The sequence below is a fragment of the Tolumonas osonensis genome, from assembly GCF_014202415.1.
In the GTDB taxonomy this organism is placed as follows: Bacteria; Pseudomonadota; Gammaproteobacteria; order Enterobacterales; family Aeromonadaceae; genus Tolumonas; species Tolumonas osonensis.
The window spans coordinates 496543-519644 of sequence record NZ_JACHGR010000001.1 but is presented as its reverse complement, the minus strand read 5'-3'; the positions used below and the strand labels follow the sequence as shown (position 1 = coordinate 519644).

Below are 23102 nucleotides of genomic sequence, written 5' to 3'. Positions count from 1 at the left end.
GGAACCACCTGTATCCATTCCGAACACAGAAGTGAAACGCTGTAGCGCCGATGGTAGTGTGGCATTCGCCATGTGAGAGTAGGACACTGCCAGGCTTTTAAATTTGATGTGAAGACCTTGACGCTAACCGAGCGTTAAGCGAGCATGAAGAAATACGCGGAGTGGTAGTTCAGTCGGTTAGAATACCGGCCTGTCACGCCGGGGGTCGCGGGTTCGAGTCCCGTCCACTCCGCCACTGAAAAAGAGAAGCCCTGAGCAACTGCTCAGGGCTTTTTGTTTTTGGCGAATATGTTGCTACTGTGCTAGTCGTCGCAGACCATGCGGTTGAATGAAAATAGTTAGTGAAAATTGTCATTATTACATTGAGTTGGTTGTTGTAATGACTATGATCGTGCACGGGCGTTGATTTAAATAAAATGATGGATTGATAAGGTTACGGAAGCATGAAGTTGACTATTTTGATTTCAGGTTTATTGTTTCTTAGCTTCTCAGCTAAGGCAACAATAATGCCGAAAGCGGATTTAGTTGTTGTAAAAAAGTCACAATATAGTCTGACCTTATATTCGAAAGGAATACCGTTAAAGCGATATTGGGTCGCGTTAGGCCCTAATCCCCGGGGACCAAAGGTTCGCGAAGGTGATAATAAAACGCCGGAAGGCCGTTATTTGTTGGACTACAAAAAAGAAGACTCCAATTATTACAAAGCATTTCATATTTCTTATCCAAGTCTGGATGATATGAGGCGAGCCCAACGGTTAGGTGTTGAGCCGGGTGGTCAAATCTTGTTACATGGTCAACGTAAGGGCTCTGTGATGAGTAATGAAACCGTACAACGTTCTAACTGGACTAATGGTTGTATCGCTTTAATTAATGCAGATATGGATGAAATCTGGGACTCTGTATCACCTGGGACGCCAATTGAAATTCGCCCATAAATATTTTGAAGAATAAGCCGGTAAAACTGGCTTATTTTTATTTTCTGTCACACTTTGTCGCAAATAAAGCTATTTCAGACATAGATTTACTCATTTTCTCCGTTAGTTTGTTCGTGCTTGATTAACCGGAGAAATACAGATGAAAGTGATGAGATCTGCGCTGTTGGTAACTATTCTGTGCGCACCTGTTTATGTTATGGCTACAGAGGTTACGCAAGCCAAACTTGTCCCGGTACAGACTGATAACTTATTTACCAAAGCTGATAAAGATCAGGATGGTAAACTGGATCAGAAAGAATTTGCTGTATTTAAACAATTACAAGAAGAACGTATGTTTCGGCAGATAAAGCAGCGCATGGATAAGATGCAGTTTTCGTCCTTTGACAGAGATGGGGATAGTGGCATTACTCAGGATGAATTGAAAGCCGCGCGTCTTGAAGCGCGTCAGAAGATGATGCAGAGTTTACGTGAGCGGCAATTGCAGCTTAAGCCTGTTCTGGATACGCCGGCATCAGCAACGGATTCAGCGGGAAAATAGTTACTTTAAGCCCCTTTCGGGGCTTTTATGTAAGCTATTTATGCTGTAACCAGCCGGCAACCTGTTTGGCAAAGTAAGTCAGGATGCCATCAGCACCAGCTCTTTTGAAACAGAGCAGCGATTCCATGATGCATTCGCGCTCCTTCAGCCAGCCGTTTTGAATGGCGGCCATATGCATGGCATATTCCCCACTGACCTGGTAAGCAAAAGTGGGTACACCATACTGATGTTTCACTTGGTAAATGATGTCCAGATAAGGCATTCCTGGTTTTACCATGACCATATCCGCACCTTCCTGAATATCAAGGCCGACTTCATGGAGAGCTTCGTTACTGTTGGCTGGGTCCATCTGATAGGTGTTTTTATTGCTTTTCCCCAGATTTCCGGCTGAACCAACAGCGTCACGGAAAGGTCCATAATAATTGGATGCATACTTGGCTGAGTAGGCCATGATTTGTGTGTTGACCAGATTTTGTTGTTCCAGCGCACTCCGGATTGCGGTGATCCGGCCATCCATCATGTCTGATGGTGCAATAACATCAGCACCTGCTTTGGCATGACATAATGCCTGCCGGACAAGAATATCGCTGGTAATGTCATTTAAAACATAGCCATGATCATCAATGATTCCATCCTGGCCGTGAGTGGTATAGGGGTCCAGAGCCACATCTGTGATAATGCCTAGCTCTGGAACGTGTTCTTTCAGGGCACGAACAACACGGGGAATCAGACCTTCATCATTATAGGCCTCTTCCGCCAGTAAGCTTTTTTGCTCGGCGGGTATAACAGGGAACAGGGCAATAGCCGGAATACCGAGTTGAACAAGCTCTTCTGCTTCTCTGAGCAGTAAATCCAGCGATAAACGCTCGATTCCGGGCATGCTGGCAATGATTTCCCGACGATTTTCGCCATCCAGAACAAACATGGGATAAATCAGATCATCAACCGTGAGTTGGTTTTCCCGGACTAAACGACGGCTGAATTCGTGTTTGCGCACCCGGCGCAGACGACGCAGAGGAAAGGGGGAGGCTATAAATTGTGGCATGTCTGCTCCTGTGGCTGAAGAATTAACGGTGGGAGATTTTCCACCAGCCGTTGATCCAGCAAAGAATACTGATAGTTAATCCAATGGTTGCCAGTTGTTCGTGAGAGGGTAGCAGAATAATGCTCCCCAGCATCAGTGTTGCTCCGGTTCCTAACAGATAACGGGCCTGAGCATGACGACGGTGTTGCTGATGATATTGTTGATAAAGCCCTTTCACCATATGTTGCTGATGCTGAACCTGTGTCAGGGTGTCGAAAATAAGATCCGGCATTTCGGGTAATTTTTCCGCCCAGAATGGCGCTTTTTCTTTGATAGCATTCCATGCAGCCTGGGGACCGATCTGCTGACGCATCCAGTGTTCCAGGAAAGGCTTGGCTGTTTGCCATAAATCGAGTTGCGGATAGAGGTGGCGTCCCAGTCCTTCAATATACAGCAGTGTTTTTTGCAACAGCACGAGTTGCGGTTGCACATGCATGTTGAAACGCCGGGCGGTGTTGAACAGATTCAGTAATACATGCCCGAAAGAGATCTCTGCCAGCGGTTTAGCAAAAATGGGCTCAAGTACAGTACGTAACGCCGATTCAAATTCCTCCACCTTTGTATCAAGTGGAACCCAGCCAGACTGAACATGCAATTCGGCGACTTTACGGTAATCGCGGTTAAAAAAGGCCAGAAAATTTTCGGCAAGATAACGTTTATCCTGTCGGTTCAGTGTACCGACAATACCACAATCGATGCCGATCCATTGCGGGTTATTAGGGTGTTCCCGGGAGACAAAGACGTTGCCGGGGTGCATGTCGGCGTGGAAGAAACTATCGCGGAAAACCTGAGTAAAAAAGACCTCGACCCCGCGTTCTGCCAGCAACTTCAGATCAGTTCCATTTGCCTCGAGTGCTGCGCGGTCGGAGACGGGAATTCCGTAAATCCGTTCCATGACCAGCACATTTTCCCGACAATAATCGGAATAGACATATGGCACGTACAAGTGCGGTGAATTCTCAAAATTCCGCCGTAACTGGATGGTATTGGCGGCTTCACTCATCAGATTGAGTTCATCCAGCAATGTCCGGCGGTACTCTTCGATTACTTCTACCGGGCGTAACCGGTTATTGGGGATCAGGAACGCAATGATCCGGGCGCATAACCGCATCAGGCGGATATCATCATGAATCACCGGTTGTATATCCGGACGGATCACCTTAATAACTACGTCGGCGTTATTTTCTTTCAAACGTGCGGTATGCACTTGAGCGACAGAGGCTGAGGCTAGCGGTTGGGGATCAAAATCAGAGAACAGGGCTTCGATTGGCTGGCCCAAGGATTGCTCTATCTGTTTCCGTGCCAGCTCTCCGTCAAAGGAAGGGACGCGATCTTGCAGGAGCGCCAGTTCTTCCGCGAGGTCGGGTGGTAATAGATCCCGCCGGGTGGAGAGCATCTGCCCGAATTTAATAAAGACGGGTCCTAAATTTTCAAGTGCATGACGTAAGCGGACGCCACGAGATTGCTGCGGATAACGGTTATGGAGCCAGAACAGGGTGCGACGAAACAACCGTACTGGCCAGGGTTGCCAGTGACGGGGGATCAGTTCATCCAGGCCATGCTGCAGTAAGATTTTTCCGATGGTATAGAAGCGGCGCCATTCACGTAAAATCATCGCTGACTCCGCAGTAAAAGCTGTTCAGCCCGTTGCAATAATCGCTCGCTATCGCTTTCCAGAATGGCAACATCATCGCAAAAAGAGACTACCTCTAAGGCTCCTGGTGCCAACAACCACTCTTCGGTAATTGCTTCTCGCAGATCCTGTACAGAGAGTTGGCACTGCCTCATTGCGGTCTGGTGAATCCGGGTCATCCCCCGGAATAAGCTGTGCGCGACTACATCGCCCGTATAGGCGGCAAGTTGTTCTTCCCAGTCGATGTCCAGCTCACTGAATAAATGGCTGAACGCATGGAACAACGCCGGATCCCCCTGCAGATCGAGACGGCCTTCCCGGATATAACGACTGAGGTTCTCGGGTTGGCGTAATACCTGAAGTCCCTGCCATTTCAGACTCAGACTGGCATGTGCCGGGTGTTCAAAATCGGTTAATACATCGACCTGCTGCGGTGAGAACACCAGCCAGAGAGCGGGTAATCCCTGTAGTTCTAATTTCAGTACCTTACCGTGCAGCGTCTTGCTGCGCGCTACTGACTGAGGGTCAAAGCTCAGTAGCCGATTCAAGCCTGTTTCCAGCAAGGCGGCGAAAGCAATGCTCAGCGGGGACAGTGTCATACCGTATTCCTGCTAATCTTATTTTCAGAATTTGAAGCCGCGGTGCAGGGCGACAATCCCCTGAGTTAGGTTGTGATACGTCACTTGTTCAAAACCAACCGACTCCATCATTGACTTCAGTGTTTCCTGATCCGGATGCATGCGGATTGATTCAGCCAAGTACTGGTAACTGTCACTGTCTTTTGCAATCAGCTGTCCCATTTTTGGCAGTACCTGAAAGGAATAGAAATCATACAGTTTGGACATGACAACGTTTGTTGGTTTTGAGAACTCAAGTACCAGCAAGCGTCCGCCGGGTTTCAGCGCCCGGTACATGGAGGCCAGTGCCTGTTCCTTATGGGTGACATTACGCAGACCAAAACCGATGGTGATCAGATCAAAATGATTATCCGGGAAAGGAAGGTTCTCCGCGTTGGCCTGTACATAACGGATATTGTTGACTAGGCCTCTATTGCGCAGTTTTTCGCGACCGACTTTCAGCATGGAGTCATTAATATCTGCCAGCACGACTTCACCGTTTTCTCCGGTCAGACGTGAAAATTTAGCGGTCAGATCGCCGGTTCCTCCGGCCAGATCCAATATTTTCTGACCCGGGCGTACACCAGCGCAATCGATAGTAAAACGTTTCCACAGACGATGAATACCAAACGACATCAGGTCGTTCATAAGATCATATTTATCTGCGACCGAATGGAATACATCTGCTACCAGATGTTCTTTTTCAGTTTCGGAAACGGTTTTAAAGCCGAAATGAGTGTTGTCCGCCATGTGCAACGATTCCTTATGCTAATAACATGAGCAGTGTAACGTAATTTTAACCAGACTTCAGAAGCGATTTCTTAGGCGTTGTTCATCGGGTGAGATCGTTGCAGGATTTCGGCCGAAAATGGCAAAACGGGAGCAGCAAAAAGGGCCCGGTGGATGGGCCCTTGCAAAACAGTTTTACGGTTTTACGAATTAACAAAACACACAAACTAGCTAACATTTAACACTGGATTACGTTTAAAAGATTGATCAGGGTGCTGCCTCCTTGGTTCAGGAAGAGCCGTCCTTACTTGTTGCAGTGCTATCCGGTATTTCCCGACAGCCAACGTAGTAAAGCGCTCCCGGATTGTCTTTCTGATTATTTTCTGTAGCTGCGCATGGCGTCATCATGTGTCCTGATCGGGTCTGGCATAAAGCCTGCTCACCGGATCGTTTGCGACAGAACAAAAAACAACCACCCAGTCGGTCAACAAGTCGGAGCGTTTTTGATTGATTCGCTTCATCATCCTTCCGGGTGCGAAGTGGAATCCTTACGCCCGAAAGCTTGTTGCTCGCTTAACCTAAGCATGGTACCGGCCTGCCGGTTCTGCAAGTCAGTCAGTGAAATTTTACGATAAGTTTGATGTCTGACTTGTTTCTGACATCTTTATCGGTATAATCGCGCGCCTTGCTATGGTTTGCCGATATTTTATGTGCAAAATATCTGGTTAAGATGCAAGCGCTCATGGGTTCCCTCACCCCATTTATTATCCAAAAAGGAATCGTTATGTTGTCCACCGAAAATCTGTCTCGGCAGGCGCTGTGGCGTTTGTCACTGTTTCATATTTTGATCATTGCTTCCAGTAATTACCTGGTACAACTGCCAATAGAAATGGCTGGCGTACATACCACATGGGGTGCATTCAGTTTCCCCTTTATTTTTCTGGCGACAGATTTGACGGTTCGTATTTTTGGTTCTGAACTGGCCCGGAGAATTATTCTTTGTGCGATGTTACCGGCGCTGGTGATTTCATATTTATTGTCGGTGCTGTTCAATGCGGGTGATTTTCAGGGGCTAGGCCAGATCACGCAGTTGAATTTATTTGTGGCCCGCATTGCTTGTGCCAGTTTTATGGCTTATTTGCTGGGCCAGATCCTGGACATTTCTGTGTTTAGCCGGCTACGGCAATTGCCGCAATGGTGGATAGCACCGACAGCATCAACCATTATTGGCAACTTGCTTGATACCGTTGCCTTCTTTGGCATTGCTTTCTATCAGAGTCCGGATCCGTTTATGGCGGAACACTGGGTGGAAATCGCTGCGGTAGACTATGTGGTGAAACTGATTATTAGTATCGGTTTGTTTGTCCCGGCTTATGGGGTGTTGCTGCGCTATCTGACTCGGAAATTGCTGGGACCGGATGGTTCAGCCTGGCAAGCCATCTGAATCAATTGATGCCAAAGATCAAGTATTTTTGGCATCAACTTTGTAAGTTTTTTTCAAAAGATCATATTTTTTCCACATTGACATAAATCATATTTATTGTTAATTCGGTATTTGTTTGTTTTTAACATATTGAAAACATTGGGTTTAATTTTTTATTTCTCAAGTTTTACATATTGCTTAACAGGTTCTGCCAATTTCTTCAACAAACTTATCCACAAATTAATTTAGTTATCCACAGATTCCAGCCATGGAGCTGAATAGCCAGCTGTGGCATGCTAAAGCAATTCTCTTTCATAGAACAAAATACAATGACGCAGACGCCTCCTTTGATTCTGGTTGATGGATCTTCCTATCTTTACCGTGCTTTTTTTGCCTCGCAGCAAGCTGATTTGCGCACCTCGCATGGTGAGCCAACTGGCGCCATTCGTGTGGTGACCAATATGCTGCGCAGCTTGCTGAAGCAGTATCCTGACTCCATTGTTTCCGTAGTTTTTGATGCCAAGGGAAAAAGTTTCCGCAACGATTTATATCCGGAATACAAATCACACCGCCCACCGATGCCGGATGATTTACGCAGCCAGATTGAACCTATTCATCAGATCATTCAGGCCATGGGTATTCCTCTGCTGGTCATTGATGGTGTTGAGGCTGATGATGTGATTGGTACGCTGGCCCGGCAGGCGACAGAGTTGCAGATCGATACACTGATCAGTTCGGGTGATAAAGATATGGCGCAGCTGGTATCGGATCATGTCACGTTGATGGATACGATGAAGGATCAGTTGACCGATCGTCAGGGTGTCATTGATAAGTTTGGCGTGCCACCTGAATTGATCATCGATTATCTGGCGCTGACGGGTGATAGTTCGGACAACATTCCGGGTATGGCTGGTGTGGGTGAAAAAACAGCTGTCGCTGTACTGCAAGGTGTTGGTGGTATTGATGTGATTGCCGAGCATCCGGAACGGATTGCGGAATTGAGTTTCCGGGGGGCTAAAACCTTTGCGGCACGTTTTAAAGAGCAGGAAGCGATAATCCGCTTATCACACCAACTGGCCACGATCAAAACCGATGTTGAATTGCCGGTTTCCCTGACTTGTTTGCGCCGTGGCGACATACAGAAAGATGCCTTGCTGGCATTGTATCGTCAGTTTGAATTTAAAAATCTGGTTCAGGAACTGGAAAGTGCCGAGAATGCTGCAGTTAAAACTGCAGAGGCGGAGCCTGTTGCGGTACATTATGAAACCATTCTGACAGAAGCGCAGTTGACGAACTGGCTGGAGAAATTGCAGCAGGCCGAATTATTTGCATTCGATACAGAAACCAATTCTCTGGATTACATGCAGGCCCGGATTGTCGGATTATCGTTTGCGATTGCGCCCGGCGAAGCGGCCTATCTGCCTTTGGCGCATGATTATCTGGGGGCGCCGGCGCAACTCGATCGTGAAGAATCGCTGGCCAGGTTAAAACCACTACTTGAAGATCCATCCCGCTTGAAAGTCGGGCAGCATCTGAAATTTGATCGGAACGTGTTGCTGAACCATGGTATTGAGCTGCGCGGCATTGCGTTTGATACGATGCTGGAGTCCTATGTGCTGAATTCCACGGCTTCGCGGCATAACATGGACGATCTGGCGAAAAAATACCTTAATTACACCACCCAAACGTTTGAAGATGTTGCCGGGAAAGGCGTTAAACAGCTGACTTTTAATCAGGTCGAACTGGACAAGGCTGCTTTTTATGCCGCCGAAGATGCGGATATTACCTTACGTCTGCATCAGGCGCTCTGGCCCCAGGTAGAAAAAGAAGCGGCGCTGAAATCACTTTTGCTGGAGATGGAACAACCCCTGGCATTGGTGCTGTCAGACATGGAGCGGACCGGGGCCCTGATTGATCCGTTCCTGTTGCAAAATCAGAGTCAGCAGATTGAGATCAGACTTGCGGAACTGGAAACGCAGGCACATGAAATTGCCGGCGGGGCTTTTAATCTCAGTTCGACCAAACAGCTTGGTGAAGTTCTTTTCGAAAAGCTGCAATTGCCGGTGATTAAGAAAACCCCGAAAGGGGCACCTTCAACAGCAGAAGAAGTATTGCAGGAACTGGCCTATGACTATCCGTTGCCTAAGCTGATTCTGGAACACCGCAGTCTATCCAAGCTGAAATCGACCTATACCGATAAATTACCGCAGATGATCTGTGCCAAAACCGGGCGTGTGCATACGTCTTATCATCAGGCGGTGACGGCTACCGGACGTTTGTCTTCCACTGATCCTAATCTGCAGAATATTCCGGTACGGACGGAAGAGGGGCGGCGTATCCGTCAGGCGTTTGTGGCGGAACCGGGATACAAGATTGTGGCAGCCGACTATTCGCAGATTGAACTGCGCATTATGGCGCATCTGTCAGAGGACGCCGGGCTACTAGATGCTTTCGCACATGGTAAAGATATTCACCGGGCGACGGCGGCTGAAATCATGGGCATCGAACCGGAAGCGGTAACCAGTGAGCAGCGTCGCAATGCCAAAGCGATTAACTTTGGTCTGATTTACGGCATGAGCGCATTTGGTCTGGCAAAACAGCTGGGTATCCCGCGCGGCGAAGCGCAGCGCTATATGGATCGCTATTTTGAGCGTTATCCGGGTGTACTGAGTTATATGGAACGGACCCGCCAACAGGCGGAACAGGCCGGTTATGTGGAGACCATTTTCGGGCGTCGTCTGTATTTGCCGGATATCAAATCGAAAAACATGGGTTTACGCAAGGCGGCGGAACGGGCGGCAATCAATGCGCCGATGCAGGGAACCGCTGCGGATATTATCAAACGGGCCATGATCAAACTGGCCGACTGGATTCAAACCTGTGACAAAGACTCTATCCGTATGGTGATGCAGGTACACGATGAACTGGTATTTGAAGTTCGGGAAGACAAAGTGGATGCTTATCTGCCGGTGATCCGGCAGTGCATGGCGGAGGCTGCAAACCTGAAAGTATCACTGGATGTCGGTATCGGCGTGGGTGAGAACTGGGAACAGGCTCACTAACGCTCAAACAAAAATGCCGATGGAAAATCCATCGGCATTTTTTCATTCGCTGGCGCCTGCTTCATCTTGCAGGTCGTCGGACTGATACCATTCAGAAAGGATCCGGGTGACTTCTTCGACACCAATTCCTTTCAGTGATGAAAATGCTTCAACAAACACATTATCACCAAAGACGGTTGTCGCCTTCCGCACCTGCTGCACAACATTTTTCCGCGGACCCGGATTCAGCTTGTCAGCTTTGGTCAGCAAGACGAGAATTTTCAGATCACTGTTGGAAGCCCATTCCAGCATCTGCAGATCCAGATCTTTTAGCGGATGGCGGATATCCATCAGCAGTACCAGCGCTCTTAACGATTCCCGGCGCTGCAGGTATTCAGACAGTGATGCCTGCCATTTCAGCTTCATATCCAGCGGAACCTGGGCATAACCGTAACCAGGTAAGTCTACCAGACGTTTACCCGGTTCCAGTTCAAACAGGTTGATCAGCTGTGTCCGGCCTGGGGTCTTACTGGTACGGGCCAGTTGTCTTTGCTGGGTCAAAGCATTCAGGGCCGATGATTTACCTGCGTTGGAACGACCGGCAAACGCAATCTCTATGCCTCCGTCATTGGGCAGATGACGGATGTCTGGCGCACTGGTAACAAAATGCACCTTACGAAAATTCAGCAGCGGGGTATCCAAGGTCGCAGTCCTGACTAAAAAATGATTTGCAGGCTATGTTATCACAGACTATAGCTGAGCCCCAGCTCTGGGCGTTAATGCAATGGCGAGCGCTTTATTGCTGGGCTTTTTTCACTTCCTGAATCCGGCGCATCACGGCCATTAATAACATGACCTGATAAGGAATCATCATGAAAAAACCGACCATCATCAGCAGTAATTCATAGTACGGGTAATGCCATGCTTTGGGCCACCATTGCAGCCAGCCGAAATATTCCAGTCCGCCCCACAGGACCAATAAAATCCCGATCATATCCAGTGTTAACCAAGGTAAAGGAACTAGTAGTTTTGTCTTATTCATCAGAAACTCCTGATTGGGCTTGTAGTGTCAATTCAGTCAGTTGATCAATAAGACTGAATTTTATAGATTCGCCATGGCTTTTTTCTGAGCCTGGATAATTTAACTGGAAAAAAATTGATGAAAAAAATTATTGTAGCTGGGTCTTTGCTGGTGATGGCGGGTGTGGCAAATGCGGGTCTGCTGGAAAGTGTTGCTGAAACAACGAATGCGATGGTTTCGTCCAAAGAGTCAGGTATTACCACAGAACAGGCTGTCACATCGTTGCTGAAAACAAAATTTCAGGAAAATGTGACTACCAAAGCGCAAGTCAAAGCCAACCTGGGTGAACCTGTCGCCACCGCCACCAGCGATTCACTGGAAGTCTGGACTTACGACATCAACAGTGTCAGCAGTAAACTAGGTACCGTTGCCGGAATTGCTAAAGTTCTGGGGACGGACACCACGACGGTCGAAAAAAAGGTTGAGTTGAAGTTTGACGGTGATGTCATGAAAAGCTATGCAGTGGTTGACACAGCTGCGGCGGGCTAATCTCTGGTTTCAGTTAAAAAACGAGCGTAAAGCTCGTTTTTTTATGTCGCTAGCATCGATTGACATTCGACTGCTCAGACTGTGCCGCCACTGTTAATTCTGATGTTGCCACCTTGCAGGTGGATGCCACTAGCGTTGATGAGAATACAGTTACCTCCTGCGTCAAAACTCAGCGCTGAACTGGCTTCAAGCACGAGCATCTGTCCTGCTTTTATGTATAAGTTCTGTTCGATTTTGCTTAGCCAGTTACTGTCGATATGCAGATGTTTATTTTGTAAGACATGCAGATCCTGATGGCCGTCAATTTCTGTCAGCCGGTTTTTATGAATGGTCAGGTGTTCTTCACCTGTCACCCTGCGTTTATCTTCACCGCCAATCCATAGATGCTCATTATCGGCAATTTCGGTCCGACTAATCCGTTTAACTTTGCGATGCCAGTTACGCTGGGCATGTAGTACGATTCGCTCTCTGCCTTTTTTATCTTCAAAGCGCAATTCATTAAAGCCCATGCCACCTGGGCTGGAAAGGGTCCTTAATCCGCTTTGTGACTGATTAATCGGGGATGCTATGGCCGACATGTTGGTTGCGTTATAAACACACCCGATGACATAGGGATGGTCGATATCCTGTTCCAGAAAGGCCACCAGGACTTCCTGACCAATACGGGGAAGGAAGTTCTGCCCATAACCAGCACCAGCCCAGCCTTGCGCAACACGTAGCCAGCAACTGGATGTTTCATCGCCGGGGGTGGCTTTATCCCAGTGAAATTGTACTTTTACCCGGCCATGCTCATCGGTATAGATTTCCTGCCCTTCAGGTCCGGTGACCAGGGCTGTCTGGTAACCGCTGAGCTGAGGTTTAGCGTGACGACGAGGCAAGTTAAATGGCGCGTCTTTAGGATGTAAGGTGATCTGATTCTGATATTGGCTACTGCCGCTGGCCAGCGTCTGTAATACCTGTGGTTGCTCACCGGCATGAGTGATAGTAACAATCAGCCAGTCGGTATTCATGGTGGTCAGCGGGTGATTGATGACGGACATAAAACCGCCGGGGTAAATAGCACGAATGTTACCTGCTGCATAGGTCCGTTGCTGTTCATGCTGTTGTTGATTCAGAAATAGCTCAGCTCGTGCGGAGGCCTGTTGTTGCGAATTCTGTTGTGCCGCATATTCATACCATTCCCGCAAACCAGTCTGTGTTCTCGCAGTCAGACAAAACGACGGCCGGGTGAAATCATATTCTCTGATCTCTGTAGAACCTGCTGTGGCCTGAAACTGCCAGTCCAGCTGATCAAGCACGGGATTATCCGGGCACTGACCGGAATCAGGCTGATAATGGGTGGTCGCCACTTTCGGGCATTGCTCTTTGCCATCCACAAATACCATGGTGTGCTGACCGGCTGCATGTTCGAAGTAATAAAAGAGGCCATGAAATTCGCATAAACGCTGAATAAAGTTCAGATCCGTTTCGTTATATTGCACACAGTAAACCAGCGGAGAGCTGTGTTTTTGTATCCGGAACCGGAGTGCGTCGGGGTTTAATCCGGCGTCTTGCCAGACGTCCTGAATGATTCCGGCAACGGTTTTGTTCTGGAATATACGTTGATTGGTACGGTAATTGAGGAATTCAGCCTGAGGTGCAAGATAGAACCGGTAATGATGATAACGATAGTCTTGTCTGATAAAAGCGGCATCCAGCACGATACCATGAATGTAACGCGGGTCGGGGAAATCCCGTAGTGTCAGACAGGCCGTTTTATGATGCAGGGAATAAACATCCAGACTATCGGAATTGCAGACAATGTCGATTTCAAACCGATAATTTGAACCAAGAGTCTCATGACCGGAGAAACGTAAAACGTGCATCGTTTCACTACAGCTATCAACAGCAAACAGAAACTGTGCTTCATTGGCAGAAAAGAGGCTCATGTAAAATACTCTTCGGGGAAAATAAACGGCATGTTTGATGAACGATATGCGGAATGAAAACGGGCGATATTTCGCCCGTTTCGGTGTATCAGGCTGATACTGGTGTACGCCAGTCATCAGAACCGGATGTACCGGACACTTCATGCGTCCATTTGATGGCCCGATAGGTCATGTAAACGTCTTCCAGGTGAGTGAAGTGCGCTTGTGATGGATCCTGACAATTAGGCATGCATGCCTGAACATCAACGATGATGGCATCGGTCAGTTCAGTGGTGAAATAATGTTCCTGAGTACCGGCGGCAGAAGTGCGGTACCATTTGATTTTCACGCTTGGCAAACGTTCCCCGGAGGTCAGGGCGTTATAGATCAGAGGGGATGCCTTATCAAATACCTTGCTGATTTTCACTGGTTTATGAACGCGCTGACCGGATGGCTGGCCTGATTGCGGGTCACGAGGCAGAACGACCTGATGTTCAAATCCCTGTACCAGAACCTCATCTTCGTGGCCCTCCTGATAAATATTCCCGACGGATGGTTCAGTGAACGTCCCTGCAGTGATCAAGCCTTGTTTTTCACCATTAATAGTCATATACGCGGGAGTTGGCATAGTCGTGCTCCTAAAATCTGATTATTGTGATGTGCCGGAATTGGCAGCAGGCTATAGAACGCAGGGATCGTGCCAGCTCACGTCATTTTCATAAATTATTGAAAAATAAGGTTTATTATCTTGCTGGGGTGCAGTGGTAGTATGTGGCCGAGGAAAAAAGGATCTGAATAAAATACGTTATTTTTTATAATTATATGTTTTTACTGGTATTTTTTTGTGTGCAGGATTTATGGTCAGAAGCAATATTTTGCACATATAACCGGGGAAGCAACGCGAACACGGTCTTCCCCCGTTAGTTTTGTCAGGCTATTCTGGTTTTTTCTTGTAACCGCTGAACATGGCATGAATCAGTCTTTCACCGGTCAGATGACTGGAAATAACAACGGCCGTGATATGTATTCCTGCGCCCAGCATCGTCAGGTTAGCAAAGAACTCATGAACTTCACCCCAGTCGATAAAATCGGTGGCTGCCGCGACACTGCCTTGCCAGCCATCAAAAACATCGGCCAGACTGGATAGCCAGCCGGTCAGACCGGTGAACAACAAACCGCTTAACAGACAGACAATCATCACGGAACCAGCCGGATTGTGTCCTTCATAGTAAGGAAACTCACCTCGCCATAACGCTCGTACATAGGCTGTAAATTCAGCAGGAGTGGGCAGGAAGTTTTTAAAGCGGGCATGGTGGGAACCAATGACTCCCCAGACTAAACGGGCCAGAACGAAGCTAATAACAATGTAACCCGCGTAGATATGCAGTATGCCGCCCCGTTCCAATGGCATGCCTTTGCCCGACAACAGATAGTTGCAGAAAAACAGGGTGACGACGGTCCAGTGAAAAAACCGTATGAAAAGATCCCATACTTTGACCTTTTCTGATGAAAATGCCATCGCTAACTCCTCGGAAAGGAAATGTTCACGCAACGTGGTGCGTATGAACACAAATTAGCGGCCCTAAATTAACTTTTCATTAAAAGCACAAATTAAAGTTGGATTATTACAGAAAGTCTGTGCAAGCACGGGATGAGAGGAGCCGGGAGGGGAAGGAGCGCGGGCAAGCCACGCTCCTAAGCTATTTGGATTGACGGGTTCAGACCAGATCCGTTTCTTCCTGCAGATTGCTTTCGTTCAGCGATACATCTTCTGCCATGCAGGCAGTTGCAGTGAACAGTACATCGGTGGAGCTGTTCAATGCTGTTTCTGCTGAATCCTGCAATACGCCGATGATGAAACCAACCGCAACGACCTGCATGGCAACATCATTACTGATACCAAACAGGCTACAGGCCAGCGGGATCAGCAACAGCGAGCCGCCGGCAACACCGGATGCGCCACAGGCACTGATAGTGGCAACCAGACTCAGCAGGACTGCGGTGGCAACATCCACCTGAATTCCCAGCGTATGTACTGCTGCCATACTCAATACGGTAATGGTGATTGCTGCACCCGCCATATTGATGGTGGCACCCAGCGGGATGGAAACAGCATAGGTTTCTTCCGGCAGGCGCAGTTTTTCGCACAGATTCATGTTAACCGGAATATTGGCTGCTGAGCTACGGGTGAAGAATGCCGTTACACCGCTTTCTTTCAGGCACATCAGCACCAGCGGATAAGGATTGCGTTTTATTTTCCAGAACACAATCAGCGGATTCACGACGAATGCGACAAACAGCATACAACCGATCAGTACAACCAGCAGATGCGCGTAACTGACCAGTGCACTAAAACCGGATTCGGCAAAGGTTGAGGCAACCAGCCCCATAATGCCGAGTGGTGCGCAGCGGATCACGCCTTTGACGATTCCGGAAACGGCATGAGATAAGTCATTAATGAGCGATTTTGTGGTTTCTTTGGCCTGACGGAGAGCTAAACCCAGTGCAACGGCCCACGCCAGAATACCGATGTAGTTACCCTCTAACAACGCCTTGACCGGATTTGCAACAACATTAAACAGCAGGGTGTTCAGGACTTCAGCGATTCCGCCGGGAGGAACGATATCAGTACTCTGAGTGCTCAGATGTAATACTGAAGGAAAAGCAAAACTGGCAATTACGGCAATTGTAGCAGCGCAGAATGTGCCAAAAAAATAGAGTATCAGTAATGGGCGGATGCTGGTCTTTTGACCTTTGGTATGACCTGCGATCGAGTTGGTAACCAGTAATAACACCAGTACCGGTGCGACAGCTTTCAGGGCACCAACAAACAGCGTACCCAGCAGTCCTGCAGTTTTGGCTGCGGATGGCATCAGCGTGGCAAGTAAAATACCAGCGACCATACCGATCAGGATCTGACTGACCAGGCTGGTTTTATTGATTAATCGAATAAAAAATGGAGGGGTTTGGCTCATATAAAGTCCTGACACTTAGCGCGTGTTGATCATTAACTCCTGTAGCCCGTGACAGCAGAATAAATTGTCGGTAAAACAACAGATACAAAGAAATCTGCCCCGAATTCGTTAAAAAACGAGTTTTTTCTGCACCAATCACCGGGTGGTGCAGAAATATCCCATTCATTGCATCAATTTGCCACTAAAAAGAGCAAAAAATAGTGGTTTTGTTCAAATATTGTGCTCCATGGCAGTGTTATGCACTTTATTTGAGATACGATCGCAACACTTTTATCAATTCTTCTGTTGCCTGTGGTTCATCCTGTTCCAGCAGTGGCTGCATGTGTTCGCGGATATGTCCCTCAATCACTGTCGCCATCAGGCCATTGATTGCGCCGCGAATCGCGGTGATCTGTTGCAGGATTGGATAGCAGCCGGTTTCTTCATCCAGTGCCCGCTCCAACGCTTCTACTTGTCCTTTCAGACGGCGGACCCGATTCAGTAATGGCTTTTTATGCTTCAGTGTGTGGCTCATTAAAGATCCTTGTTTATACTGGGGGGGAGTATATACTTAATAATAACTCTCAATTTCATTTTTGCTTAAACAGCGCCAATTTCAGTCAGTGAGGATTGTATGTCAAGCGTACGAGAAATGATGCAATGTTGTCAGGCTGCTGCATTTCAGCGTCCGGTTCATGGAGCGGAACAGCGTATTCGGTGGGTAGTCGTTCTGACTGTCGTGATGATGGTGATCGAGATTCTTGCCGGGTGGTTGTTTCATTCTATGGCGCTGTTGGCGGATGGCTGGCACATGAGTACACACGCGCTGGCTCTGGGGATCTCGTTGCTGGCGTATGCATTATCACGGCGTTGGGCCGGCGATCACCGGCTGGCGTTTGGTACCTGGAAAATCGAAGTGCTGGGGGCTTATACCAGTGCGCTGGTGCTGGCAGCGATAGCCTTTTCAATGATTGCGGAGTCTGTCTCCCGTCTGGCGAATCCCGGTGATATCAACTACGTGGAATCCATGCTGGTGGCCGTACTGGGGCTGGCAGTGAATCTGTTCAGTGCATGGTTATTGGGTGAGCAGCATCATCACGGGCTTGGACATAGTCATGCGCATGGTCATCATGCTGACGACCACGACCACGACCACGACCACGACCACGACCACGACCACGACCACAATGATCATGGTCATCATGATCTGAACAAGAAAGCGGCCTATATCCATGTGCTGACTGATGCGGCGACTTCGGTGCTGGCTATTTTTGCCCTGGCGGGCGGCCTGTTATGGGGAGCTGCCTGGCTGGATCCGATGATGGGTATCGTCGGTGGTATCGTGATCCTGGTCTGGGCCTGGGGCTTACTGAAAGAAAGCAGCCTGATCCTGATCGATGCCGACAGCCAGAACAGTATGCGGGCCAGGATCCTGGAAACTGCCATTGAGCATGATCTGCAAATCAACGATCTGCATGTGTGGCGTATCGGCGAGCAGCGTTATGCCGCAATTATTGGTCTGGCGTCATCACAACCTGAATCAATTTCCACACTGCGAGGGGCTCTGTCTCAGCTGGATAAACTGGTTCATATTACAATCGAGCAAGTTTGACGGCCACCATCTGCCTCTAGGGACATCTTGTTCAGATCTGGACCTGAGGTGGTGGCAGCGGGCAATCCAGGCAATAAGACAGCATCTGAAAAATACCGGCTTCTTGTTCGGTGATTTGCCCGTCCTGTTCGATCGCATTAATCAGGGCCTGCATCAGCCGAAAGCGGATGGCCGGGCTGCTTAACTGTAATTGATCCAGCGCCAGGCCCAGTGAGTCCAGCGATGGCTTGGCCTGCAGTGTCAGGGGGCTGTGCATGGCCAGCGGAGCGGTATAAATGGCAAAAGCCTCTTTTGCCGGTTTATTGAGGCTGTTGATCTGCGCCAGATAACTGAACCAGGTCTCCAGCGCCGTCACTACTTCGCTGATATCCCGGTACTGAATGCCGGGGCGTTTTGTCTGGCCGAAATGCGGTTGTAACTGGTGTGTCAGCATCCGGTAAAGCAGCCATTCATGAAATGAGGTTTTCTGATCAGCCTGGATCAATACCTGTAACTGATCATGAAACTGCTGATACTGATCCCTCGTCAGTTCTTTCAGTGCCGGAATCGCCAGTTCAACCAGTGCCAGCTGAAGTCCGTTCGGGATAATATATTGCGCCAGTGCCAGGACGGCCGACTCCTCCTGTCCCAGCAGATGGCGCTGTTTCAGCCGGGTGGTCAGATCCGTTGCCAGCACCAGCCGGTAGATCAGCAGGCGGGCATCAAACGGCGAGCGGGTGGCGGTTACCAGCGGCTCGGGGAGTTTGGGTAACCAGTCGCTGATGGCGGTCGGGTCATACAAAACCGGCTGTGCTCCGGTTGTCAGTGGTAACTCGTCTGGTGTCGGTTTGGGTTGTTTTGGCATTTCCCACTGAGTGCTGGTCAATGCGTTCTGCGCCAGCAGCATCGCGGCCAGATCCTGATTTCCATTGGCTTGCTGCTGTACGCCGGCAATGAAACTCTCGGGAAGTGACGGCGCTGGTTCTTCCTCCATGACCGGTTGCAGATTCGCATAATATTTTCCGTCCCATTGTGGATCCAGACGACGAATCCGGTCCTGTAACGGCGGATGACTGGCGAGCCAGCCACAAAAGTTCTGTGTTAATCCCTGACTGAAAAAGAGATGACTGAACGTCTCGGCCTGTGGATGAAACACCAGCGAGGCATAACGGTGTCCGCCGACTTTTTTCAGAGCACTGGCTAGCGGAGCTGGGTAGCGGGTGAACTGTACTGCCGATGCATCGGCCAGAAATTCGCGTTGCCGGTTCAGCGCTGCTTTCATCAGCCGTCCCCAGATAGTACCCGCAGCACCCAGTAACATCAGGGTTAAACCAAAAAATGGCAATGCAGAACTGCTTTTGCCCCGTGACGAATTGCTGATACGGTAGTGGCGTCCGGAGCCCTGTGTTAACCAGCGCCCCAACTCGCCCAGAAACATCAGGCTGCCAATCAGGGCGGCCAGTTGCTGATTTAACCGGATATCGCCATGCAGGATATGACTGAATTCGTGTGCCACGACAGCCTGCAATTCATCGCGGCTGAGATAACTGATGGCGCCTTGTGTCACGACAACTACCGCATCATTCATGCTCATGCCTGCCGCGAAGGCATTGATGCCGGGCTCATTATCCAGCACATAAACACTGGGGACGGGAATACCGGACGCCAGTGCCATTTCTTCCACCACATTACGCAGGCGCCGATCGCCCGGATCCTGCGTGTTGACGTGGACATAGCGGGCCCCCAGCGTTTCGGCGACGACCCGGCCGCCCTTGCACAGGCTGGTGTATTTCAGCAGCGTGATCAGCACCAGAACGGCCAGGATCACGATGTTACCGGTGACATACCAATGCCAGAACTGGCTATCGGTATTGATATGGACCGTCTGATCCGTCAGTTTCCATAACATGAATCCGGCAAATGTCAGTGCTACCGATAAACTGAGCAAACCGGAAAAAAACAGGAATAACAAACGGGCACTGAGTTTTTTCGCCTGATCCTGATAGCGATAAAAGTCCATAGGTTATCCGCTATCAGAAACTGACTTTCGGTGTCTGACGATATTCTTCTGGATTTTCTATCTCCAGCAAAGAGGCGTCGCTGGCATGACCAAAGCGGTTGGCGACCAGTGAGTTCGGGAACTGCTGACGATAAATATTGTAGGCTGTAACAGAATCATTAAAACCCTGCCGGGCAAAGGCGACCCGGTTTTCGGTGGCAGTCAGCTCTTCCGACAGTTGCAGCATATTTTCATTCGCCTTCAGCTCAGGATAGGCTTCAATCTGTACGCTCAGTCCCTGCAGGGCGCCATGTAATTGATGTTCAGCAGCGGCCAGCTGTTGCATGGCAGCCGGATTGCCCGGTGCCGCGGTAGCGGCTTTCAGCCCGGCTAATGCGGCATTGCGTGCTTCAGTCACCGCCGTCAGTGTTTTGCTTTCGTGTTGCAGATAGCCTTTGGCGGTCTCGACCAGATTGGGGATCAGGTCATAACGGCGCTTCAGCTGTACTTCGATCTGGGCAAATGCATTCTGATAGCGACCTTTGAGAGTGACTAACTGATTATAAATAGAGACAAGCCAGAACACGGCCAGTAACAGAACACCGAGGACCACCAGTAATCCGATCATCATTCACATCCCTGCATGAAAAATTAACACTGCAGAGTGTAGTGTAACCGGATGGAGTTAGTCGCGTCCTTTATGTCGGAAAGGTGATATTGGCTAATGAAAGAAAGGATTCATCTGGTTGGCGATAGCAGGTCAGGCCATTGACGGCCTGACCGGATAAAACATTAAATCGCCTCCAGACGGGCATAGGCGACAACCAGCCATTTACTGCCAGCGGTAGCAAAGTTCACCTGTACGCGGCTCTGGGCACCAACACCTTCGTAGTTCAGTACGATGCCTTCGCCGAAGGTTGGGTGTCGTACCCGCTGGCCCAGTTTAAAACCGGTACTGGCGAAACTGTCCTGTAACCGTTCCTGACTGAAACGGCTTTGTGACTGGGCGGTATTGCTCCAGCTGACCTGTGTGCGTAGCCGGATCTCTTCCAGACACTCACTCGGTAACTCTTTCAGGAAACGACTGGGGCGATTGTAACTCTCTTTACCATACAGACGGCGACTCTCCGCATGGGTCAGATAGAGCTTCTGCATCGCACGTGTCATGCCGACATAGCAGAGGCGGCGTTCTTCTTCGAGACGTCCCGGTTCTTCGGCGCTTTGCATACTGGGGAACATGCCTTCTTCCACGCCGACTATGAAGACCAGCGGAAACTCCAGTCCCTTGGCGCTGTGCAGTGTCATCAGCTGTACGGCTTCGTCGAACTCATCCGCCTGTTTGTCACCGGACTCCAGCGTGGCATGGGCCAGAAACGCCGTCAGGGGACTCATGTCGAGATATTCATCGGCCGGCCGGAACAACCGGGTGGCATTGACCAGTTCTTCCAGGTTTTCGATGCGGGACTGACCCTTTTCACCTTTTTCGTTTTCGTAGTGGGTCCACAAACCGGACTGGCGGATCACCCGATCTACCTGCACATGCAGCGGTAATTCTGACGTATCGGTTTCCAGCTGATTAATCAGTGCGAGAAAATTGCGCACCGCACTGGCCGCCCGGCCAGCCAGCACCCCCTGTTCACACAGTTGCCAGGCGGACTGCCATAGGTTCAGACTGCGATCGCGCGCGGCTTCGCGGATCAGGCCCAGGGTCCGATCGCCAATACCGCGCGTTGGGGTGTTGACCACGCGCTCAAACGAAGCGTCATCACCATGATTAGTGACCAGTCGCAGATAGGCGAGGGCATCCTTGATTTCCTGACGTTCGAAGAAACGCAGACCGCCGTAGATACGATACGGCAACTGTTCCTGCATCAGTGCCTCTTCCAGAATACGCGACTGGGCGTTATTGCGGTATAAGATGGCAGCATCCAGTAGGCTGTTCCCCTGTTCGCGCCAGGCTTTCAGGCGACTGACGACAAACCGGGCCTCATCCACCTCATTGAAGGCGGCATAGACGGAAATGGACTCCCCGGCGGCACCATCGGTCCACAGTTCTTTACCCAGACGGGCGGAGTTATTGGCGATCAGCTGGTTGGCGGCTTTCAGTATCGTGCTGGTGGAGCGGTAGTTTTGCTCCAGACGGATGGTCTGCACGTCGTCGAAATCCTGCATGAAACGCTGGATGTTTTCGACACGGGCACCACGCCAGCCGTAGATGGACTGGTCGTCATCGCCCACGATCATCACCTTGCTGCTGTCGCCGGCAAGCATACGGATCCAGGCATACTGAATGCCGTTAGTATCCTGAAACTCATCGACCAGAATATGACGGAAGCGTTGCTGGTAGTGTTCCAGCAGATGCGGTTTATGCAGCCAGAGTTCATGTGCCCGCAGCAACAGTTCGGCGAAATCCACCAGACCGGCCCGATCACAGGTATCCTGGTAGGTGGCATAAATCTTCTGATACGTTTTTCCCACCGGATCATAAACATCGATATGGTGCGGACGTAAGCCTTCGTCTTTTTTGCTGTTGATATAACCGGCTACCGCGCGAGGCACCCACTGTTTTTCATCCAGGTTCAGGTTTCGCAGGATGCGTTTCAGCAGACGCAGTTGATCGTCGCTGTCGATGATCTGAAAATCTTCCGGCAGATTAGCATCCAGTGGATGAGCGCGCAGCAGACGGTGCGCCAGACCATGAAAGGTACCGATCCACATGCCGCCACGGCCAAACCCGAGACTGTTTCCAAGCAGACGTTCGATACGACCACGCATTTCAGCTGCTGCTTTGTTGGTGAAGGTCACGGCCAGAATGCTGTGCGGGGAGACCTGCTCGATCTGTAACAACCAGGCGATGCGATGCACCAGGACACGGGTTTTACCGCTACCGGCGCCAGCCAGAACCAGCATATTTTGCAGCGGGGCGGCAACGACATCGCGTTGTTTATCGTTCAGACCATCCAGCAGGTGGGATATATCCATCACAGCTCCAGAATTAAGCCGCCCCCGATTTACCGGGGTGGGTTTTTATACAGTAAAAAGATTATAACGATTGTTGCACTGAGACCCAACAGACAAAAA

The 23102-nt window shown here is 49.6% G+C and carries 20 protein-coding genes, 1 tRNA gene and 1 rRNA gene; 8 read left to right on the top strand and 14 right to left on the bottom strand.

Annotation, left to right across the window (positions count from 1 at the left end):
- The 4 genes from rrf to HNR75_RS02340 all read left to right on the top strand — a co-directional run.
- Positions 1–95, top strand: a 5S ribosomal RNA gene (rrf, locus tag HNR75_RS02355); the annotation flags it as partial.
- Positions 96–158: 63 nt separating this feature from the next.
- A tRNA-Asp gene (locus HNR75_RS02350) sits at positions 159–235 on the top strand.
- A gap of 271 nt (positions 236–506) precedes the next feature.
- Complete coding sequence (locus tag HNR75_RS02345) at positions 507–935, top strand: L,D-transpeptidase family protein (protein WP_425506756.1); 429 nt, start codon at positions 507–509, stop codon at positions 933–935.
- A 139-nt stretch (positions 936–1074) separates the two neighbouring features.
- On the top strand, positions 1075–1473 hold the full coding sequence (locus HNR75_RS02340; RefSeq protein WP_188025395.1) for an EF-hand domain-containing protein: 399 nt from the start codon (positions 1075–1077) through the stop codon (positions 1471–1473).
- A 34-nt stretch (positions 1474–1507) separates the two neighbouring features.
- On the opposite strand, the gene hemB is transcribed toward HNR75_RS02340, so the two are convergent.
- The 4 genes from hemB to ubiE are packed head-to-tail and all read right to left on the bottom strand — an operon-like array spanning position 1508 to position 5557.
- Positions 1508–2518, bottom strand: coding sequence for a porphobilinogen synthase (hemB, locus tag HNR75_RS02335; protein WP_188025394.1), 1011 nt, complete (start codon positions 2516–2518; stop codon positions 1508–1510).
- Positions 2519–2540: 22 nt separating this feature from the next.
- A complete protein-coding gene (gene ubiB, locus HNR75_RS02330; RefSeq protein ID WP_188025393.1) occupies positions 2541–4172 on the bottom strand; it encodes a ubiquinone biosynthesis regulatory protein kinase UbiB in 1632 nt (543 codons plus the stop codon).
- Positions 4169–4789 carry a ubiquinone biosynthesis accessory factor UbiJ gene (locus HNR75_RS02325; protein ID WP_188025392.1) on the bottom strand — a complete coding sequence of 207 codons (621 nt, stop codon included), beginning with the start codon at positions 4787–4789 and terminating at the stop codon, positions 4169–4171. Before HNR75_RS02325 ends, ubiB begins: the two co-directional genes overlap by 4 nt.
- Before the next feature lie 24 nt (positions 4790–4813).
- Positions 4814–5557, bottom strand: coding sequence for a bifunctional demethylmenaquinone methyltransferase/2-methoxy-6-polyprenyl-1,4-benzoquinol methylase UbiE (ubiE, locus tag HNR75_RS02320; RefSeq protein ID WP_188025391.1), 744 nt, complete (start codon positions 5555–5557; stop codon positions 4814–4816).
- A 763-nt stretch (positions 5558–6320) separates the two neighbouring features.
- Between ubiE and HNR75_RS02315 the strand changes: the two genes are divergently transcribed.
- Together HNR75_RS02315 and polA are read left to right on the top strand one after the other, a co-directional pair.
- Positions 6321–6980 carry a 7-cyano-7-deazaguanine/7-aminomethyl-7-deazaguanine transporter gene (locus HNR75_RS02315; protein ID WP_188025390.1) on the top strand — a complete coding sequence of 220 codons (660 nt, stop codon included), beginning with the start codon at positions 6321–6323 and terminating at the stop codon, positions 6978–6980.
- Between the two features lie 308 nt (positions 6981–7288).
- Positions 7289–10021, top strand: coding sequence for a DNA polymerase I (polA, locus tag HNR75_RS02310; protein WP_188025389.1), 2733 nt, complete (start codon positions 7289–7291; stop codon positions 10019–10021).
- Positions 10022–10063: 42 nt separating this feature from the next.
- Here polA and yihA read toward each other — a convergent pair whose 3' ends face one another.
- Both yihA and HNR75_RS02300 read right to left on the bottom strand, forming a co-directional pair.
- Positions 10064–10702: a ribosome biogenesis GTP-binding protein YihA/YsxC gene (yihA, locus tag HNR75_RS02305; protein WP_188025388.1), complete on the bottom strand. Its 639-nt coding sequence runs from the start codon at positions 10700–10702 to the stop codon at positions 10064–10066.
- A 94-nt stretch (positions 10703–10796) separates the two neighbouring features.
- The gene (locus HNR75_RS02300) at positions 10797–11042 is read right to left on the bottom strand and encodes a hypothetical protein (protein ID WP_188025387.1); all 246 of its coding nucleotides are present in this window, start codon (positions 11040–11042) and stop codon (positions 10797–10799) included.
- Between the two features lie 117 nt (positions 11043–11159).
- Between HNR75_RS02300 and HNR75_RS02295 the strand changes: the two genes are divergently transcribed.
- A complete protein-coding gene (locus tag HNR75_RS02295; protein WP_188025386.1) occupies positions 11160–11570 on the top strand; it encodes a hypothetical protein in 411 nt (136 codons plus the stop codon).
- Between the two features lie 74 nt (positions 11571–11644).
- On the opposite strand, the gene HNR75_RS02290 is transcribed toward HNR75_RS02295, so the two are convergent.
- The 5 genes from HNR75_RS02290 to HNR75_RS02270 form a co-directional block, all read right to left on the bottom strand.
- The gene (locus HNR75_RS02290) at positions 11645–13498 is read right to left on the bottom strand and encodes a type VI secretion system Vgr family protein (RefSeq protein ID WP_188025385.1); all 1854 of its coding nucleotides are present in this window, start codon (positions 13496–13498) and stop codon (positions 11645–11647) included.
- Positions 13499–13586: 88 nt separating this feature from the next.
- Complete coding sequence (locus HNR75_RS02285) at positions 13587–14105, bottom strand: Hcp family type VI secretion system effector (RefSeq protein ID WP_188025384.1); 519 nt, start codon at positions 14103–14105, stop codon at positions 13587–13589.
- Positions 14106–14411: 306 nt separating this feature from the next.
- Entirely contained in the window at positions 14412–14996 is a 585-nt protein-coding gene (locus HNR75_RS02280) for a cytochrome b/b6 domain-containing protein (RefSeq protein ID WP_188025383.1), read from the bottom strand.
- Positions 14997–15195: 199 nt separating this feature from the next.
- Positions 15196–16452 (bottom strand): serine/threonine transporter SstT, encoded by a 1257-nt coding sequence (sstT, locus tag HNR75_RS02275; RefSeq protein ID WP_188025382.1) that lies wholly within the window; start codon positions 16450–16452, stop codon positions 15196–15198.
- 244 nt (positions 16453–16696) lie between these two features.
- On the bottom strand, positions 16697–16966 hold the full coding sequence (locus tag HNR75_RS02270; RefSeq protein ID WP_188025381.1) for a metal/formaldehyde-sensitive transcriptional repressor: 270 nt from the start codon (positions 16964–16966) through the stop codon (positions 16697–16699).
- Positions 16967–17083: 117 nt separating this feature from the next.
- Here HNR75_RS02270 and dmeF point away from each other — a divergent pair, with 117 nt between their 5' ends.
- A complete protein-coding gene (gene dmeF / locus HNR75_RS02265; protein ID WP_188025426.1) occupies positions 17084–18043 on the top strand; it encodes a CDF family Co(II)/Ni(II) efflux transporter DmeF in 960 nt (319 codons plus the stop codon).
- Between the two features lie 31 nt (positions 18044–18074).
- On the opposite strand, the gene HNR75_RS02260 is transcribed toward dmeF, so the two are convergent.
- The 3 genes from HNR75_RS02260 to uvrD form a co-directional block, all read right to left on the bottom strand.
- Complete coding sequence (locus HNR75_RS02260; protein WP_188025380.1) at positions 18075–20042, bottom strand: M48 family metallopeptidase; 1968 nt, start codon at positions 20040–20042, stop codon at positions 18075–18077.
- Positions 20043–20055: 13 nt separating this feature from the next.
- The gene (locus tag HNR75_RS02255; RefSeq protein ID WP_188025379.1) at positions 20056–20652 is read right to left on the bottom strand and encodes a LemA family protein; all 597 of its coding nucleotides are present in this window, start codon (positions 20650–20652) and stop codon (positions 20056–20058) included.
- 161 nt (positions 20653–20813) lie between these two features.
- Positions 20814–23003: a DNA helicase II gene (gene uvrD / locus HNR75_RS02250; RefSeq protein ID WP_188025378.1), complete on the bottom strand. Its 2190-nt coding sequence runs from the start codon at positions 23001–23003 to the stop codon at positions 20814–20816.
- Positions 23004–23102 lie beyond the last annotated feature (99 nt).

Coding starts and splice junctions, on each gene's coding strand:
- HNR75_RS02345 (WP_425506756.1), top strand. CDS start 507: ATGCCGAAAGCGGATTTAGTTGTTGTAAAAAAGTCACAATATAGTCTG.
- HNR75_RS02340 (WP_188025395.1), top strand. CDS start 1,075: ATGAAAGTGATGAGATCTGCGCTGTTGGTAACTATTCTGTGCGCACCT.
- hemB (WP_188025394.1), bottom strand. CDS start 2,518: ATGCCACAATTTATAGCCTCCCCCTTTCCTCTGCGTCGTCTGCGCCGG.
- ubiB (WP_188025393.1), bottom strand. CDS start 4,172: ATGATTTTACGTGAATGGCGCCGCTTCTATACCATCGGAAAAATCTTA.
- HNR75_RS02325 (WP_188025392.1), bottom strand. CDS start 4,789: ATGACACTGTCCCCGCTGAGCATTGCTTTCGCCGCCTTGCTGGAAACA.
- ubiE (WP_188025391.1), bottom strand. CDS start 5,557: ATGGCGGACAACACTCATTTCGGCTTTAAAACCGTTTCCGAAACTGAA.
- HNR75_RS02315 (WP_188025390.1), top strand. CDS start 6,321: ATGTTGTCCACCGAAAATCTGTCTCGGCAGGCGCTGTGGCGTTTGTCA.
- polA (WP_188025389.1), top strand. CDS start 7,289: ATGACGCAGACGCCTCCTTTGATTCTGGTTGATGGATCTTCCTATCTT.
- HNR75_RS02300 (WP_188025387.1), bottom strand. CDS start 11,042: ATGAATAAGACAAAACTACTAGTTCCTTTACCTTGGTTAACACTGGAT.
- HNR75_RS02295 (WP_188025386.1), top strand. CDS start 11,160: ATGAAAAAAATTATTGTAGCTGGGTCTTTGCTGGTGATGGCGGGTGTG.
- HNR75_RS02290 (WP_188025385.1), bottom strand. CDS start 13,498: ATGAGCCTCTTTTCTGCCAATGAAGCACAGTTTCTGTTTGCTGTTGAT.
- HNR75_RS02285 (WP_188025384.1), bottom strand. CDS start 14,105: ATGCCAACTCCCGCGTATATGACTATTAATGGTGAAAAACAAGGCTTG.
- HNR75_RS02280 (WP_188025383.1), bottom strand. CDS start 14,996: ATGGCATTTTCATCAGAAAAGGTCAAAGTATGGGATCTTTTCATACGG.
- sstT (WP_188025382.1), bottom strand. CDS start 16,452: ATGAGCCAAACCCCTCCATTTTTTATTCGATTAATCAATAAAACCAGC.
- HNR75_RS02270 (WP_188025381.1), bottom strand. CDS start 16,966: ATGAGCCACACACTGAAGCATAAAAAGCCATTACTGAATCGGGTCCGC.
- dmeF (WP_188025426.1), top strand. CDS start 17,084: ATGATGCAATGTTGTCAGGCTGCTGCATTTCAGCGTCCGGTTCATGGA.
- HNR75_RS02260 (WP_188025380.1), bottom strand. CDS start 20,042: ATGGACTTTTATCGCTATCAGGATCAGGCGAAAAAACTCAGTGCCCGT.
- HNR75_RS02255 (WP_188025379.1), bottom strand. CDS start 20,652: ATGATGATCGGATTACTGGTGGTCCTCGGTGTTCTGTTACTGGCCGTG.
- uvrD (WP_188025378.1), bottom strand. CDS start 23,003: ATGGATATATCCCACCTGCTGGATGGTCTGAACGATAAACAACGCGAT.